This window comes from Streptomyces sp. NPDC005266, from assembly GCF_040607655.1.
GTDB lineage: Bacteria > Actinomycetota > Actinomycetes > Streptomycetales > Streptomycetaceae > Streptomyces.
In genome coordinates this window covers 76,671-91,156 of the sequence record NZ_JBEXHC010000007.1, presented here as the reverse complement: position 1 = coordinate 91,156, position 14,486 = coordinate 76,671, and the positions used below count along the sequence as shown (strand labels likewise).

Here is a 14,486-nt window from a genome sequence, read left to right as displayed (position 1 = left end):
GCGTCAGCTCCCGAACAGTTCGCGCAGCGTGTGCTGGAGGATCGGGTAGAAGGCACCCGCCATCAGCACGACCCAGATACCGACAACGCCCCAGAGCATCTGGCGCTGGTACCTCGGGCCCTTCGACCAGAAGTCCACCGCGATGACACGGAGACCATTGAGGGCGTGAAACAGGATGGCGGCCACGAGGCCGTACTCCATCAGGTTCACGACGGGATTCTTGTACGTCGCGACGACGTCGTCGTACGCCTCGGGCGAGACGCGGACCAACGAGGTGTCCAGGACGTGTACGAACAGGAAGAAGAAGATGAGGACGCCGGTGACTCGGTGAGCCACCCAGGACCACATGCCTTCCCGGCCGCGATACAACGTTCCAGCCGGCACGGATAACCCTCCGGAAGCGGGATTGGGGCCTGCCGGCTTCACTGGTCGGTCTGGCCCGGCCGGGTACGGTCCACCGGCCCTGGACATCGTAGCGACGTGTTGTCGGTTCCTTCGCCCGGGGGGCTCAGGTGTGATCGAAGAGTCACGTACGGGCGATCATGCTGTCCGGGATCGGATGATTTCGGATAGCTGGGGGCGATCCGATGCCAGCCGGGCGAGCCGTCCACGGGCGATGCGCCGCAGCTCCTCGGCCGCGTGGGCCCGTTCCTCCTCCTTCTCGTTCCCCAGCCGGGCCCGGATTCCGGCGAGCAGCCGGTCGAGCTTCTCGTCGGGCCCCAGCCCGTCCAGGCAGATCACAAAGACATGACCGAACCGCCGCTCGTACGCGGTGTGTGCGGCCTGTAACGCGGTGTGCGCGGCGAGCCCGCCGAGGCTGTGCGCGGCCGGCAGCGGATGGCCGACGACGGACTCGTCCGCGAGCGCCTCGTCGAGATCCGCGCCGGTGAGGTCGTAGCTGGCCTCCTCCCCGGCGGCGAGCAGCGCCTCCGTATCGGGGTACGGGCGGTGGGCCGCGATCAGCTGTGCCCAGCGGCGGCTGCCGCAGCAGGCGAGCAGTGCGTTCTCGGCCGCCTCGGGGGAGGCGGCGTTGAGCCGGGCGAGGCTGTGGGCCGCCTCACCGGACCTGGATCTGGGCCTGGACAGCATGGGCTCCTTGGACACGCGTGGCGGGGGGCACGTGATGCGAGCGGTACAAGGGTGCGGGACTGAGGTACTCGGGGTGCACGGGGCACGTGCGGTGCGTGTGCTTCCGGGCGTGGGCAGTACACGCTAACGAGGTGAGGAGGCCGGTGTGGAGCAGGGAGCGTAAATTCACCCGTACGGGGACGTTTTGCTTCATGGAGTGGACGACGAGCCGAGGCGCAGGATGATATTCGCCTGATATTTGGAGGTATGCGCCATGGGAGTGCCTCTCAGGAACGCCAGGGCGTCAACCATCCGCGGTGTCATCGCCGGCGCCGCGGCGACCTTCGTCCTGATAGCCCTCGGCTGTCAGCATCCGCCATCCCAGACGAGCTCGCGCTCCCCGGCCGAGACGAGCTCCCGCTCCCCGGCCGAGACGACCGCGCGCTCCCCGTCCTCCTCCTCGGGCGCGCCCGGCGCGGCGCACTCCGCCCCGCCCCGCACGATCCCCTCCGTCCGTGACTTCACCCCGAAGTCCGGCCCCGGCTGGCGGCCGGGCCCGGACAGCCGGGTGGTCGCCGACCTCAAGGGCCCGCTCGCCGACGAGGCCCGTACGATCGCCGGTGAGCTGGGTCTGCGTACCGCCTCCGGCACCGCCCACCGGGGCGATCTGTCCCTCGCCCTCCAGCAGGGATCCGGCGGCGGCCGGGAGGGCTACACCCTCACCGTCGCCAAGGGCAGCGCCCGGATCACCGGCTCGGCCGACGCGGGCGTCTTCTACGGCACCCGGACCGTGAAGCAGGCGCTGCGCTCCGGTGGGGGCCGCCTCCTTGAGGGCGTCGTCCACGACCGGCCCGACCGCGCTCAGCGCGGCCTGAACGTCGATATCGCGCGCAAGTACTTCAGCCCCGGGTGGATCGAGGCACGGCTGCGCGAGATGGCCGACCTCAAGCTGAATCAGCTGGGCCTGCACTTCTCCGATGACCAGGGGTTCCGTATCCAAAGCGATACGCACCCCGAGATCGTCTCGCCGCAGCACCTCACCAAGGCCCAGGTCCGGGAGATCGTCGCGGTCGCCAAGCGGCTGCACATCACCGTCATCCCCGAGATCGACTCGCCCGGCCATCTGGGCGCGGTCATCCGGGCGCATCCGCAGCTCCAGCTGCGCAACGCCGGCGGCACCACCTTCCAGGGCGCCGTGGACATCTCCGATCCGGCCTCCGCCCGGATCGTCGACCAGCTGATGCGCGAGTTCGCCCCGCTCTTCCCCGGCCGCTACTGGCATCTGGGCGCCGACGAGTACCTCGCGCTGACCGTCAGGGACCCCCAGGCGTCGTTCCCCAAGCTCGCCGCCGCCGCGAAGGAGAAGTACGGCCAGCGGGCCCGGGTCCAGGACCTGGCCACCGGCTGGCTGAACGACCGGGCGGCGGTCGCCCGGAGCCTGGGCAAGACGCCCAAGGCGTGGAACGACGGATTCTTCGCCGGTGGTGTCGTCACCCCCGACAAGCGCATCCAGGTCGAGTACTGGACGGGCCGGGCCAGGGAGTACCCCCGGCCGCCGCAGGAGTATCTGCGTGAGGGACGCAAGGTCGTGAACGTCAACGACACCTACCTCTACTACGTTCTCGGCGAGCCCCTCGACTACCGCTATCCGACCGGCGAAGGCATCTACGAAGAGTGGACGCCCGCGACCCTGCACGGCACCCAGCCCGTCCCCGACAAGCGGCTCACCGGACCCGGCCATATCCTCGGCGCCCGCCTCGCCATCTGGGGCGATCGGCCCGACGCGCAGACCCAGGCACAGGTCGCCCAGGGCATCCGGCTGCCGCTCGCGGCGCTCGCCCAACGGCTGTGGGACCCCGGGAAACCGCCTCTGAGCTGGGTTGAGTTCACCAAGCTCGCCAACCGGCTGGGCGTGTGAGAAGGCGGTGAGAAGGGGGAGAACGGAAGGACGGCCGGGGCCGCCACCCCCCACAGGAGAGGCCCCGACCGCCATCCAGCGTGGGCCCCGAAGGACCCGTACTCCCTACAGCGTCGCACGCCTCGAATACGTCACACCTGCCGTGGGGTGAAACCTCGTGAGGCCATGGCGCGTCCGAGGGCCGGGGCCCGCTCTGGACGGGACCGGTCGGATGCCCGTAACGTGCAGGTCCGCGCTGTGCGCGCGGTCAGTTGCTTATTTTCTCGCGTGACCCGGAGCGGGCCACGTCCCCAGGGGGACCAAAAAATGTATCCGTGTGGGAACTGCCGCGCTGCCGCCGTCGGCCCCGACGGGCGCTGTGCCGCATGCGGTACGTATCAGCAGCAGCTCCAGCAGCCGGTTGCGCCGCCGCACCAGCCGCCGATGCCCGGCGGCTACCCGGCCGCCCCGGCGATGGGGATGCCGACCAGCGGCGTCGATCTGCGGCGCGGGCTTTCCACCACGCTCACCGTGCTGTTCGGGCTGATGATCCCGACGCTGATCCTGGTGCTCATCGGGCGCGGCGACCAATACGGCGTCGTCTCGGACATGCTCGACAACGCCTCGCAGGTGACCATCGACGACGCCAATGACGCCGACGACTTCTATCTGGGCATGTCACTCATTAACGGCCTGGTCGCCCTGCCGACCGTCGTCGTGTGGGCCATCTGGTTCCGGCGGCTGCGGCTGAACGGCGAGGTCTTCGCGCCCGGCCAGCACCGCTTCAGCAGCGGCTGGGCGGCCGGCTCCTGGTTCACCCCGGTCGTCAACTTCTGGTTTCCCAAGCAGATCGCCAACGACATCTGGCGCGCCAGTTCCCCGCACGGGCCGCACCACGTCCGTCGCGGCCTGCTCAACGGCTGGTGGGTGACCTTCCTCGCGTCGGCCGGCGTCGGGTTCATCGGCAGCATCCAGTACACCGTCGCGGACAACAAGCTGGCGCAGATGGAGGAGGACGCCAAGCGAGGCGACTTCAGCGGCGTCAGCGACGCGCGAAGCGTCATCGAGGACATGAAGTCGGCCCTCGGCATCAGCATGTTCGCGACCATGATCGCGATCGCCGCCGCGATCCTCGCCCTGCTGCTGGTCCGCCAGATCACCGCGATGCAGGAGCAGCGCGCCTCGCTGCCGCCGCAGATGGGCGCCCCGTCTCCGTACGGTTCACCCGCTCCTTCCCCGTATGGCACCCCGGCACCCGGGCCCATGGGCTACGGTGCCCCGCAGATGCCGCCGGGCCAGCCCGGGCAGCCGTACCCGCCCTACGGCCAGGGCTAGCCCACGGCCGCGGCATCGCCGGACCTCAGATTCTCCGAGTGGGGCAGGAAGAGAGCGTGCAGGGCGACGACGCGGAACTGACCGCCGCGGTGCGTGCGGCGCAGGACGGGGACGAGACCGCTTTCCGGACCGTGTACCGGTCCGTGCACCCTCGCCTCCTCGGCTACGTGCGGACGCTGGTCGGCGATGGCGACGCGGAGGACATCACCTCGGAGACGTGGTTGCAGATAGCACGTGATCTGCAACGTTTCAGTGGAGATGCCGACCGCTTCCGGGGCTGGGCCGCCCGGATAGCCCGCAATCGCGCGCTCGACCACATCCGGATGCGCGGCCGGCGCCCGGCCATAGGCGGCGACGAGACGGAGCTGGAGACCCGGGCGTCCGAGGCGGACACGGCGGGCGAGGCGCTGGAGGCGCTCGGCACCGGCCGCGCGCTCGGGCTCATCGCCCAGCTGCCGCAGGACCAGGCCGAGGCGGTGGTGCTCCGGGTCGTCGTCGGCCTCGATGCGAAGAGCGCCGCCGCGGTCCTGGGCAAACGGCCGGGCGCGGTACGCACCGCCGCCCACCGCGGTCTGCGGCGGCTCGCCGACCTCATCCAGCCCGTGGCCGGGGGCGATCCGGCGGTACTGGACGGTATTCCGGTTCAGCGTGAGTCGCGTGGTGGCGCAACCAGCACGGGCGTGGCGGAGTCTAGGGGTGTGACGGATTCCCGCGCGCCAACGCAGAAAGACATGTGATGGCCGAAGACCACCGCTACAGCTGGCTGGATGACAGTGCCGCGGAGCGGTTGCTTCGCGGCGAACAGGTCGAGGGCCGGCTCGCCGGCCCCGACGGCCGGAGCGATGAGCCATGCGTCGAAGCGGAACGGTTGGCCGCCGTGCTCGGCGCCGTGGCCGCCGCCTCCCGTCCCACGGCCGAAGCCGCGCCCGGCGCCGCTCCGCTTCCGGGCGAGGAGACCGCCGTGGCCGCCTTCCGGGTGGCCCGCGCCGAGCGCGCGACGGCAGGCCGCCCGGCTCCGGAGGGGCCGTCCGGCCTGCTGGGGCGGCTCAGGGGCGACCGGCCGGGGCTGCGCCGTCCGCTGCGCGCGGGCATGGTGGCCGCGCTGGCAGGCTGCGCGCTGAGCGGATTCGCGGTCGCCGCGGCCGCGGGCGTCCTGCCGACGTTCGGCGCGGGCGGCGGCACCCCGGGGCCCGCGGTGAGCGTGTCGGTGTCGGACGCCGGACCCTCGGGTGGTCAGTCGGCCCACCCGGACATCTCCGAGGACGGCAGTTCGCAGACGTCCGGCCCCGGCGGCTCGCGCGACAACGATGCCAGCGACGCCGCCTCGGCCGGAGCCCAGGGCGGAGCCGCGACCTCCGGGGGCCAGGACGACGGCGATCACCAAGGCCACGGCAACGGCAAGGACGGCAAGGGGAAGGGCCACTCCTCCACCGGCTCGTCGAACAACGGCCGGGGCAGCGGGCAGTGGGCCCTCGACGTCTGCCGACAGTATCTGGCGTCCGAGTCCGGCACGGGTCCGGACGTCAGCAAGAAGGCGCTGCACAAGCTGAAGAAGGCGGCCGGCGGCCGGACGGCGATCCACGGCTACTGCGTCCAGCTCCTCGCCGAAGACGGTAAGGGCACTCCGCACAGCGGCAACGACAACGGCTCCGACAGCGGTAGCGGTTCGGGCGGCGGTTCGGACAGCAGCGGCGGCAGCGGCGACAACAGTGGCGGGTCCGGTGACAACAGCGGCTCGGACGACGGCGGCTCCGGCGGCGATCCGCAAAGCGATGACGGCGGCTCCCACCCCGACCAGGGCCCGCCGCCCCCGCCGCCGCCCCCGCCCTCCTCGGCGGACCCGTCCGGCGACACCCCGGCCCCGACGGGTTCCGTGACCGCGACCGCCACGGAAACGGGTGCGGGCTGAGGCCGCCCAGCACCCAGGTGTGACGTTTTTTTCAGCGGTGACGCTGAAAGAAGCGGGCCGACTGGTCATCGGCCGCGCGGGAGCCGAGGTTCCCCCCGTACCGACGGCTCCGCGCATTCGGCGCGGGCAGAGCACGTTCCCCCGGCTCTGCCCGCGCCGCCCCTCTTTTTTGCTCCTGAGCCGGCGCCTTTTCTGCGCCTGAGCCGACGCCGCTCTCGCGGACCTGGTTGCCCGCCGTGGGGGTTGCTCAATGGATGGCTGATGTCTCGTCGGCTATTTGAAGATCACGACCTTGTCCCCGGCCTTCACCTGGTTGAACACCGCCGCGATCTTTCTCTTGTCCCGGACGTTGACACAGCCGTGCGAGGCGCCGCTGTAGCCGCGGGCCGCGAAGTCCGCCGAGTAGTGCACCGCCTGGCCGCCGCTGAAGAACATCGCGTAGGGCATCGGGGCGTCGTAGATCGTCGACCAATGGTCCCGGCTCTTGAAATTGACCTTGAACAGACCCTCCCGGGTCGGGGTGTACTTCGAGCCGAAGCGCACGTCCATCACCGAGAGCACCCGCCCATTGATCATCCACGCCAGGGTGCGGCTCCTCTTGCTGATGCACAGCACCCGCCCCGTCAGACACCGTGCATCGGGCTTGGCGCGCCGATTGGTGCGCGGCGGATACAGCTCGGCGCGCGTGGGCGGCCTGGTCGTGCGGCGCAGGGAGGTCCAGGTGCGTTGGCCGACCGAGCCGGTGGCCGGGATCCCGTGCGCGCGCTGATACGCGGTGACCGACGCCCGGGTGACCGGGCCGTAGTACCCGGTCGGATTGCGGCGGAAGAGGCCGAGCTGGCGCAACCGGGCCTGCAGCTCGCGCACCCGCTCGCCGCGCGCGCCGTAGGCGATGACGGTGCGCCGCGGTTTGGCCGCCGTGGCCGCGCGCGGCCGGCGGGGCTTCGCGGGTGCGGGTCTGGCCCTGGGTTTGTGGGTGAAGGTGTGGTGCGGCCGGGGTGGTGCCTCGCGGACGGGCGCGCTCGCGGCGGCCCGCGTGTCCGGTCTCGTGTGCCGCCGGCCGTCCGCGGTCACCTCTCCCGCCCGGCACCCCGCGAGCAGTGCCGCCGCCGTGGCCGTGGCGAGTGCGGCGTGGGCCATCGATGTCCGGTGCATCCCATCCCCCCAGTCCACTGATCTTTCGTCCTGAATGTTTCCCGGGGCTGCCATGCGGCGAACATCGACGCATGCTGTGAAGAAGGCTTGTAGCGGGAAAAGAGCCGATATCAGCCATCAGGAGGCATGGTCCCATGGCGCGCCAGTCGGAGTCCGGATTTCCCGTCGAGCCGGTGTACGGGTCGGAGGCGCTCTCCGGCTGGGACCCGGCCGAGCGGCTGGGTGAGCCCGGGGCGTACCCGTTCACCCGGGGCGTCTATCCGTCGATGTACACCGGCCGCCCCTGGACGATGCGCCAGTACGCGGGGTTCGGCACCGCCGCGGAGTCCAACGCCCGCTACCGGCAGCTGATCGAGCACGGCACCACCGGGCTGTCGGTCGCCTTCGACCTGCCGACCCAGATGGGCTACGACTCGGATGCGGGCCTCGCGCACGGCGAGGTGGGCAAGGTCGGCGTCGCCATCGACTCGATCGAGGACATGCGGGTGCTGCTGGACGGCATTCCGCTCGACCGGGTCTCGACCTCCATGACGATCAACGCGCCCGCGGCCCTGCTGCTGCTCCTCTACCAACTGGTCGCCGAGGAGCAGGGCGTGGCGGGCCACCAGCTGACCGGCACCATCCAGAACGACGTCCTCAAGGAGTACATCGCGCGCGGCACGTACATCTTCCCGCCCGGCCCGTCGCTGCGGCTGATCGCGGACATCTTCAAGTACTGCAAGGCCGAGCTGCCGAAGTGGAACACCATTTCGATCTCTGGCTATCACATGGCCGAGGCCGGTGCCTCGCCCGCGCAGGAGATCGCTTTCACGCTGGCCGACGGCATCGAGTACGTCCGTACCGCGGTCGCGGCGGGCATGGACATCGACGATTTCGCGCCGCGCCTCTCCTTCTTCTTCGTCTCGCGCACCACTCTCCTGGAGGAGGTCGCCAAGTTCCGCGCCGCGCGCCGGATCTGGGCGCGGGTGATGCGCGAGGAGTTCGGCGCCCGCGACCCGAAGTCGCAGATGCTGCGCTTCCACACCCAGACCGCGGGCGTCCAGCTCACCGCGCAGCAGCCCGAGGTGAATCTCGTCCGGGTCGCCGTCCAGGGCCTGGCAGCCGTCCTCGGCGGCACCCAGTCGCTGCACACCAACGCCTTCGACGAGGCCATCGCCCTGCCCACCGACAAGTCCGCCCGGCTCGCGCTGCGCACCCAGCAGGTGCTGGCGTACGAGACGGATGTGACGGCGACCGTCGACCCCTTCGCGGGCTCGTACGCCGTCGAGTCGCTGACCGACGCCGTGGAGGACGCGGCCCTGGATCTGATGCGGCGCGTCGAGGACCGCGGCGGTGCCGTGGCCGCGATCGAACAGGGCCTCCAGAAGGACGAGATCGAACGGAACGCGTATCGGATCGCGCAGGAGACGGACGCGGGCGAACGGGTGGTGGTCGGCGTCAACCGCTTCCAGCTGGCTGAGGAAGAGCCGTACGAGCCACTGCGGGTGGACCCGGCCATCGAGGCCCGGCAGCGCGACCGCCTCGCCGCCCTGCGCGCCGAGCGCGACGGGGCGGCGGTGGGCGCGGCGCTGGCGGCGCTGAAGAAGGCGGCCGAGAGCGAGCCGGGCACGGCCAATGTGCTGTATCCCATGAAGGACGCGCTCGCCGCGCGCGCGACACTGGGCGAGGTCTGCGACGCGCTGCGCGAGGTGTGGGGTACGTACGTTCCGGCCGCCACGTTCTGAGCAGCGGCAGCGGGCCGGGACAATAGAGCGCGACAACGGTCTGGGACAACAGGGGATTGGGCCAATGAGAGCCACATGGGGACGGATCGCGGCGACGGCCGGCGTCGCGCTGGCCGCGACGGCGGTCGCGGGGTGCGGGACCGAAGGGGCCGACGGGGACTACGGCGGCAAGGGCGACCTCGGCACCCAGCCCACGCTCGCCCCGCCGGTGAGCGTGAGCGCCGATCCGTACGCGGCGCGGGACGCGCGGCCGCTGCGCCTCCTCCCCGTAGCGGATCAGACGCCCGGCAGCTGCCGGGACGGCGCCGCCGACGCCTACCAGGACCAGCCGAGCCGGTCCTGCCTCACGGTCTCGCCCGGCACCGGGATCACCGTGCGTCCCACTTCGGCGTGGGCCGGCTACGACAAGTCGTTCGGGGGCTACGCCGTGACGGTGGGTCTGGACCGGGCCGACGGCGTCCGCCTCGACCAGCTGACCCGCGAGCTCGCCGCTCAGCAGTACCCGCGCAACCGGCTGGCGATGGTCCGCGAGGGCACGCTGCTGTCCGCCCCGTCCATCACCACGGCCATCTCCGGCGGCAAGATCCGGATCACCGGGAACTTCGACCGGGAAACGGCCCGGCAACTCGCCCAGGACGTACGCGGCCGGTGAGCGACACTGGGGTACATGTCCTCTCCCCGCCGCACCTGCCCGGTCTGCACCCGTGAGATCGCGGTCGTCGGCGGGCGCTTCGCCCGCCACGACCCCCCGGGGCGGCGCTCCGGCTATGAGCTCGTCTCCTGCCCGGGTTCACGGCGCATCGCGCCGCTGCTCACCACCCCGCCGAAGCTCTTCGGCGAGGACGAGCCCCCGACGCCGGGTCAGCAGGCCCTGTTCTAGCCGTCGTTCTTGCCGGTCCTGTGGCTCAGCCGAGCAGCCGGGAGGCGATCGTCACCCCGGGGGAGGCGGCCGTCAGGGCCTCGATGAGCTGATCACCGGCGGCCTTCAGGGCGGTGTCGTCCATCGGCCCGAGCGCGTCCAGGACGAACATCGCCCGGGTGGTGGTGTGGGTGAGCCGGGTGCGGGTGCACTGGCGCCAGTTCCAGCGGCGGCAGGTGACGCCCGCGTCGTCCGCCACACCACCTCGCCATGGACACCTCCGCATCCCGCCCCGGGCCGCGCCGCGGGCCCTGCTGACCGCCACCGACGTCGCCGCCCTGGGGGCCACGGCACCGCCGAGCGCGATGGCCGCCTCGGCCGACGCCCGGCGGAGCCGGCTGGTCCGGCTGACGCTGCCCGCGCCGACCTGGCCGTACGCCGTCGGCACCGTCTCCCGCCGCCTGGCCGACCGCGACCGGCCCGGCCCCTGGGTGGCGTCCCGGCCGCCGCGTGAGCTGATGGTCGGCGTCCGCTGTCCGGCCCGGGACGTCGAGCGGTATCCGCGCGCGGTGCGCGGCCGCGACACCGGCCGGGGCCGGGCGGAGACTAGAAGAGGCCCAGCTGGACGGTGAGCATCGCGATCACCACGACGAGCGTCCAGCCGAGGAGGTGTTCCATCAGGCGGTCGCGGTCTTCATCGGAGGGACCTCCGGTGCGGTGGCGAAGGCCGGCGCGGCGCGCCGCGATGTCGGTCATGCGGGTGTCCTCGGTGCTCAGCGATGATCGTGATGTAAGTGATGAAACAGGTCATCACCGTTGCCCAGGGTGCGTGCGGAGGCCATCCGGGGTAAAGGGGGAGTGGCCGAACTCACGCGAGGAGGTCCACGGTGACCAGCGTCATTCCCATGGGGCTGAGCGAGCAGGTCGGCTCGCTGGCCGGCGGTGAGGTGTCCTCCCGTGCGCTGGTAGAGCAGTCGCTGGCGCGCATCGCCGAGACGCAGCCCACCCTCAACGCCTTCCGGCGGGTCCGGGCCGAGGCGGCGCTGCGCGAGGCCGAGGAGGCCGACCGGCGGCTGGCGGCCGGGGAGCGGCTGCCGCTGCTCGGGGTGCCGATCGCGGTCAAGGACGACACGGACGTGGCGGGCGAACCGACCGCCTTCGGCTGCTGCGGCGACTTCCCGGCCAAGACGGAGGACGGCGAGGCCGTACGGCGGCTGCGGGCGGCCGGGGCCGTGATCGTCGGCAAGACCAACACCCCCGAGCTGGGGCAGTGGCCGTTTACCGAGGGCCCCGCCTTCGGCGACACGCGCAACCCCTGGAACCCCGAGTACACCCCCGGCGGCTCCTCCGGGGGCGCCGCTGCCGCCGTCGCCGCCGGGCTGGTCCCCGGCGCGCTGGGCTCCGACGGCGCCGGGTCCGTCCGTATCCCCGCCGCCTGGACCCATCTGATCGGCATCAAACCGCAGCGCGGCCGGATCTCCACCTGGCCGGACCCCGAGTCGTTCCACGGCATCACCTGCAACGGTCCACTGGCCCGCACCGTCGCCGACGCCGCGCTGCTGCTGCACGCGGCGTCCGGCAACTGCGAGGGCGATCTGCACTGCCCCGAGCCCGTGGACGTCCTGTCCGCGGTGAACCGCGATCCGGGGCGGCTGCGGATCGCCCTGTCGTTCAAGCCCGCCTTCACGGGCACGCCGAAGCGGCTGGACCCGGTCGTCCGGGCGGCGGTGGTCCGGCTCGCCGAGCGGCTGACCGCCCTCGGCCACGATGTCGTGGAGGCCGAGCCGCGCTACGGGCTCGTGGGCTTCTCCTTTCTGCCGCGCGCCACGGCAGGGCTCTTCGAATGGTCCGGCCGCGTGCCCGACCCGCTGCTCCTGGACCTCCGCACCCGCGCCGCCGCCCGCAACGGCCGCCTCCTGGGCGGGGCGGCGCTGCGGTGGGCACGGGCCTACGAGGAGCCGCTGCGGCGCCAGGTCGGGGCGATCTTCGATCGCCTCGGCTTCGATGTCGTCCTGTCCCCGACGACGGCCACCCCGCCCCCGCGGATCGGCGCGATGGCGCAGCTGTCCGCCTTCCGGACCGACCGGGCCATGATCGCGGCCTGCCCCTACGCCTGGCCGTGGAACGTCCTGGGCTGGCCCGCCCTCAATGTCCCCGCCGGCTTCGCCGACGCCGAGTGCACCCTGCCGCTCGGCGCCCAGTTCCTCGGCCGCGCCAACAGCGAGCCGCTCCTCATCTCCCTGGCGGCGCAACTGGAGGCGGACCAGCGCTGGTACGAGCGCCGGCCGGGGGCCGACCTATGACTTCCGCTCAGTTCCGCTGTCCGGGATCGGCCACGAACGAGATGACCCACGACAGCGCCGAGTTCCAGTTGATGGCCACCTCGTTGGTCGAGTACGAATCGATGTCGTCGATGTAGCAGAACTGCGGCTCGGGCCGCCTGGGCCGCTCGCCCGTCCGGTCGATCAGCCGTCTTCTCGCCTTCCTATCCTCCAGCCCGGTGTTCGGGCCGCCGGCGATCGAACCGGCGGGCGGCGCCGGTGACGCCGCAGTGATCTGGTGACCGTAGAGGCGACTGTGCTGGTTGTGGGAGTGGTGTTCGCCGTACCCGGTCACATAGGACTGGTTGAGGGCGTTGCGGCCGAAGAGGTGGTCCAGCCCTTCCAGGACCCCGTCGCGGTAGCGCTCGTCGCCGGTCAGGTCGAATGCGGTCGCGAGGACGACGAGGTTGTTGAGCACCGAGCCGTTGGAGCCCCAGCCGTACGCGTCCTCCGTGAGCGGCATCCCGTACGCCTGGTTGCCCGCCGTCGCCAGGTACCGGTCCGCGGCCTGCCGTACCGAAGTGCGGGCGGCGTCCCGGTCGGCGTCCGGCAACAGGCTGGGCACGGTCGCGAGGTCGAGCCGGCCGAGCGCCGCCACCTCCTGCCAGCTGAACCCGGATGACGGGAACACCTCACCGGTCCAGTGCGGCGAGGCCCGCAGCGCGTCGAGGAAAGCCGGCTCTCCGGTGGTGAGGAACAGTTCGGCGGCCGCCCAGTAGAACTCGTCGCTCACGGTGGTGTCGGCGTACGCGCCACCGCCGTTCATGGAATCCGCCTCGGCCAGCAGCGACGGGTGGGCCCGCGCCGCCGCCCAGGCGGTACGGGCCGCGGTCAGGCAGCGCGCGGCGAAGTCCGGATCGAAGGGCGCGTACACCCGGGCGCCCTGCGCGGCGGCCGCGGCGAGGTTGAGCGTCGCCGCCGTCGACGGCGGATGGAGCCGACGCGGCCGCGGGTCCTCGTGGGGAAGCAGCGGCATCTTGGTCCAGGCGTCGTCGTGCACCTTGTGGTGCGCCATCCCCGCCAGGGGCCGCCCGGCGGGCACCTGCATGCGGAGCAGGAACTCCAGCTCCCAGCGCGCCTCGTCAAGGATGTCCGGTACGCCGTTACCGCGCTCGGGAACACGCAGGCTGCCGTCGCCCAGCGCGTCCGGGCTCGCCATGGGCGCCGTCCGGCTCCGCTCGAACGCGCTGAGCAGCTGGCAGGCGGCGATCCCGCCGTTGACCACGTACTTGCCGTGGTCGCCCGCGTCGTACCAGCCGCCGCGCACATCGAGCCGATAGTCCCCGGTACCGGGCAGGCAGGGCACGCTGGTGTCGCCCTGGTTGGGCTCAACCCCCAGATGTCCGGCCGGCCGCCCGTACCCGGGCGCCAGCGCGTCATCGATGGCGATGCCGCTGCGCTGGAGATAGAAGAAGTGCAGGGCGTCGGAGCGCAACTGGTCGTAGAGGGTTGGGGTGATGTCGAACGGATAGCTGGTCTCCCCGTCGGCGCTCAGCGTGTACCCGGTGCCCGTCTCCGTGACCGCGCCGAAGTCCACCGTGTGCACCGCCTGCCCGGAGGAGGCGTCGTCCCCGCGAGGCGTTGAGGCACCGGACGCGACGGTGACTCCGACGCCGTTGTCCAGCCGCCAGGGGACCGGCTCGGCGGCGTCGGTCACGACGGTCGCCCGTTTCGGCCCGAACGGCAGATAGCCGACCTGGTTGACCCGCACCCGCGGGCCCGTGTCGGGTACGTAGGGCGGCAGCGGATCGCCCCCGATGAGCGAGACGTCGTCCACGCAGAACCGCCACGCCGCCGGGTTACCGCCGACCTGGAACGTGACCGCGCCGCGCTCGGTGTCGACCCTGGACGTGAAGGTGAACGTGCACCGCTGTTCGTCCGGGCCGAGGGTGACGCCCTGGGACAGCTCCGCGGTCCATGGCTCGTCGCTGAGCTGCACCTGAACCTTCACCGACACCGGTTGGCTCGCCGAGGCGGTGAAGGCGAAGGTGTATGGCTTGTCCTTCTGCAGCCAGATCTCGTTCTGCCCGATGATGACCTCGTACGGCTGGCTCGTGCCTCCCGGTACGTCGGCGCACAGTTTCCCGCCGACGACGGAAACCGGGGCCTCGTCCGAGGCGAACCAGCCGTCGGCGGCCTCGTCGAAGCCCCCGTTGAAGACCTTTTCGAGTGGAGACTGAGCCATATGTTCAGCGTGCGCTGTAGTCGCAGCGTGTGC

Annotated in this window: 13 protein-coding genes and 1 pseudogene; 8 read left to right on the top strand and 6 right to left on the bottom strand. The window is 71.7% G+C overall.

Annotation, left to right across the window (positions count from 1 at the left end; genetic code table 11):
• Positions 1-3: 3 nt before the first annotated feature.
• Positions 4-384 (bottom strand): succinate dehydrogenase, cytochrome b556 subunit, encoded by a 381-nt coding sequence (sdhC, locus tag ABZU99_RS16055; protein WP_355946524.1) that lies wholly within the window; start codon positions 382-384, stop codon positions 4-6.
• A 156-nt stretch (positions 385-540) separates the two neighbouring features.
• Positions 541-1,089, bottom strand: a complete 549-nt coding sequence (locus tag ABZU99_RS16050) for a 2-oxo-4-hydroxy-4-carboxy-5-ureidoimidazoline decarboxylase (protein ID WP_355946526.1) — start codon at positions 1,087-1,089, stop codon at positions 541-543.
• A gap of 253 nt (positions 1,090-1,342) precedes the next feature.
• On the opposite strand from ABZU99_RS16050, the gene ABZU99_RS16045 reads away from it, so the two are divergent.
• The 4 genes from ABZU99_RS16045 (at position 1,343) to ABZU99_RS16030 (ending at position 6,209) form a co-directional block, all read left to right on the top strand.
• The gene (locus ABZU99_RS16045) at positions 1,343-2,986 is read left to right on the top strand and encodes a glycoside hydrolase family 20 protein (protein WP_356047596.1); all 1,644 of its coding nucleotides are present in this window, start codon (positions 1,343-1,345) and stop codon (positions 2,984-2,986) included.
• 306 nt (positions 2,987-3,292) lie between these two features.
• Positions 3,293-4,300, top strand: a complete 1,008-nt coding sequence (locus ABZU99_RS16040; RefSeq protein WP_356047594.1) for a DUF4328 domain-containing protein — start codon at positions 3,293-3,295, stop codon at positions 4,298-4,300.
• A gap of 56 nt (positions 4,301-4,356) precedes the next feature.
• Positions 4,357-5,037 (top strand): RNA polymerase sigma factor, encoded by a 681-nt coding sequence (locus tag ABZU99_RS16035; RefSeq protein ID WP_355946707.1) that lies wholly within the window; start codon positions 4,357-4,359, stop codon positions 5,035-5,037.
• A complete protein-coding gene (locus tag ABZU99_RS16030; protein ID WP_356227857.1) occupies positions 5,037-6,209 on the top strand; it encodes a hypothetical protein in 1,173 nt (390 codons plus the stop codon). Before ABZU99_RS16035 ends, ABZU99_RS16030 begins: the two co-directional genes overlap by 1 nt.
• Before the next feature lie 273 nt (positions 6,210-6,482).
• Here ABZU99_RS16030 and ABZU99_RS16025 read toward each other — a convergent pair whose 3' ends face one another.
• A complete protein-coding gene (locus ABZU99_RS16025; RefSeq protein WP_356047590.1) occupies positions 6,483-7,349 on the bottom strand; it encodes a L,D-transpeptidase family protein in 867 nt (288 codons plus the stop codon).
• A 149-nt stretch (positions 7,350-7,498) separates the two neighbouring features.
• On the opposite strand from ABZU99_RS16025, the gene ABZU99_RS16020 reads away from it, so the two are divergent.
• The 3 genes from ABZU99_RS16020 to ABZU99_RS16010 all read left to right on the top strand — a co-directional run bounded on the left by ABZU99_RS16020 (position 7,499) and on the right by ABZU99_RS16010 (position 9,968).
• Complete coding sequence (locus ABZU99_RS16020; protein ID WP_356047588.1) at positions 7,499-9,088, top strand: methylmalonyl-CoA mutase family protein; 1,590 nt, start codon at positions 7,499-7,501, stop codon at positions 9,086-9,088.
• Between the two features lie 64 nt (positions 9,089-9,152).
• Positions 9,153-9,740 carry a hypothetical protein gene (locus ABZU99_RS16015; RefSeq protein WP_356047586.1) on the top strand — a complete coding sequence of 196 codons (588 nt, stop codon included), beginning with the start codon at positions 9,153-9,155 and terminating at the stop codon, positions 9,738-9,740.
• A 15-nt stretch (positions 9,741-9,755) separates the two neighbouring features.
• The gene (locus ABZU99_RS16010) at positions 9,756-9,968 is read left to right on the top strand and encodes a hypothetical protein (protein ID WP_355946545.1); all 213 of its coding nucleotides are present in this window, start codon (positions 9,756-9,758) and stop codon (positions 9,966-9,968) included.
• Between the two features lie 25 nt (positions 9,969-9,993).
• Here the strand turns inward: ABZU99_RS16010 and ABZU99_RS16005 are convergent.
• Both ABZU99_RS16005 and ABZU99_RS16000 read right to left on the bottom strand, forming a co-directional pair.
• A pseudogene (locus ABZU99_RS16005) lies at positions 9,994-10,200 on the bottom strand (hypothetical protein); the annotation flags it as partial.
• Positions 10,201-10,553: 353 nt separating this feature from the next.
• A complete protein-coding gene (locus ABZU99_RS16000) occupies positions 10,554-10,703 on the bottom strand; it encodes an SCO1431 family membrane protein (protein WP_356047584.1) in 150 nt (49 codons plus the stop codon).
• A 131-nt stretch (positions 10,704-10,834) separates the two neighbouring features.
• Here ABZU99_RS16000 and ABZU99_RS15995 point away from each other — a divergent pair, with 131 nt between their 5' ends.
• A complete protein-coding gene (locus ABZU99_RS15995) occupies positions 10,835-12,250 on the top strand; it encodes an amidase (protein ID WP_356047582.1) in 1,416 nt (471 codons plus the stop codon).
• 7 nt (positions 12,251-12,257) lie between these two features.
• Here the strand turns inward: ABZU99_RS15995 and ABZU99_RS15990 are convergent, their stop codons facing one another.
• On the bottom strand, positions 12,258-14,453 hold the full coding sequence (locus ABZU99_RS15990) for a glycoside hydrolase family 9 protein (RefSeq protein WP_356047580.1): 2,196 nt from the start codon (positions 14,451-14,453) through the stop codon (positions 12,258-12,260).
• Positions 14,454-14,486 lie beyond the last annotated feature (33 nt).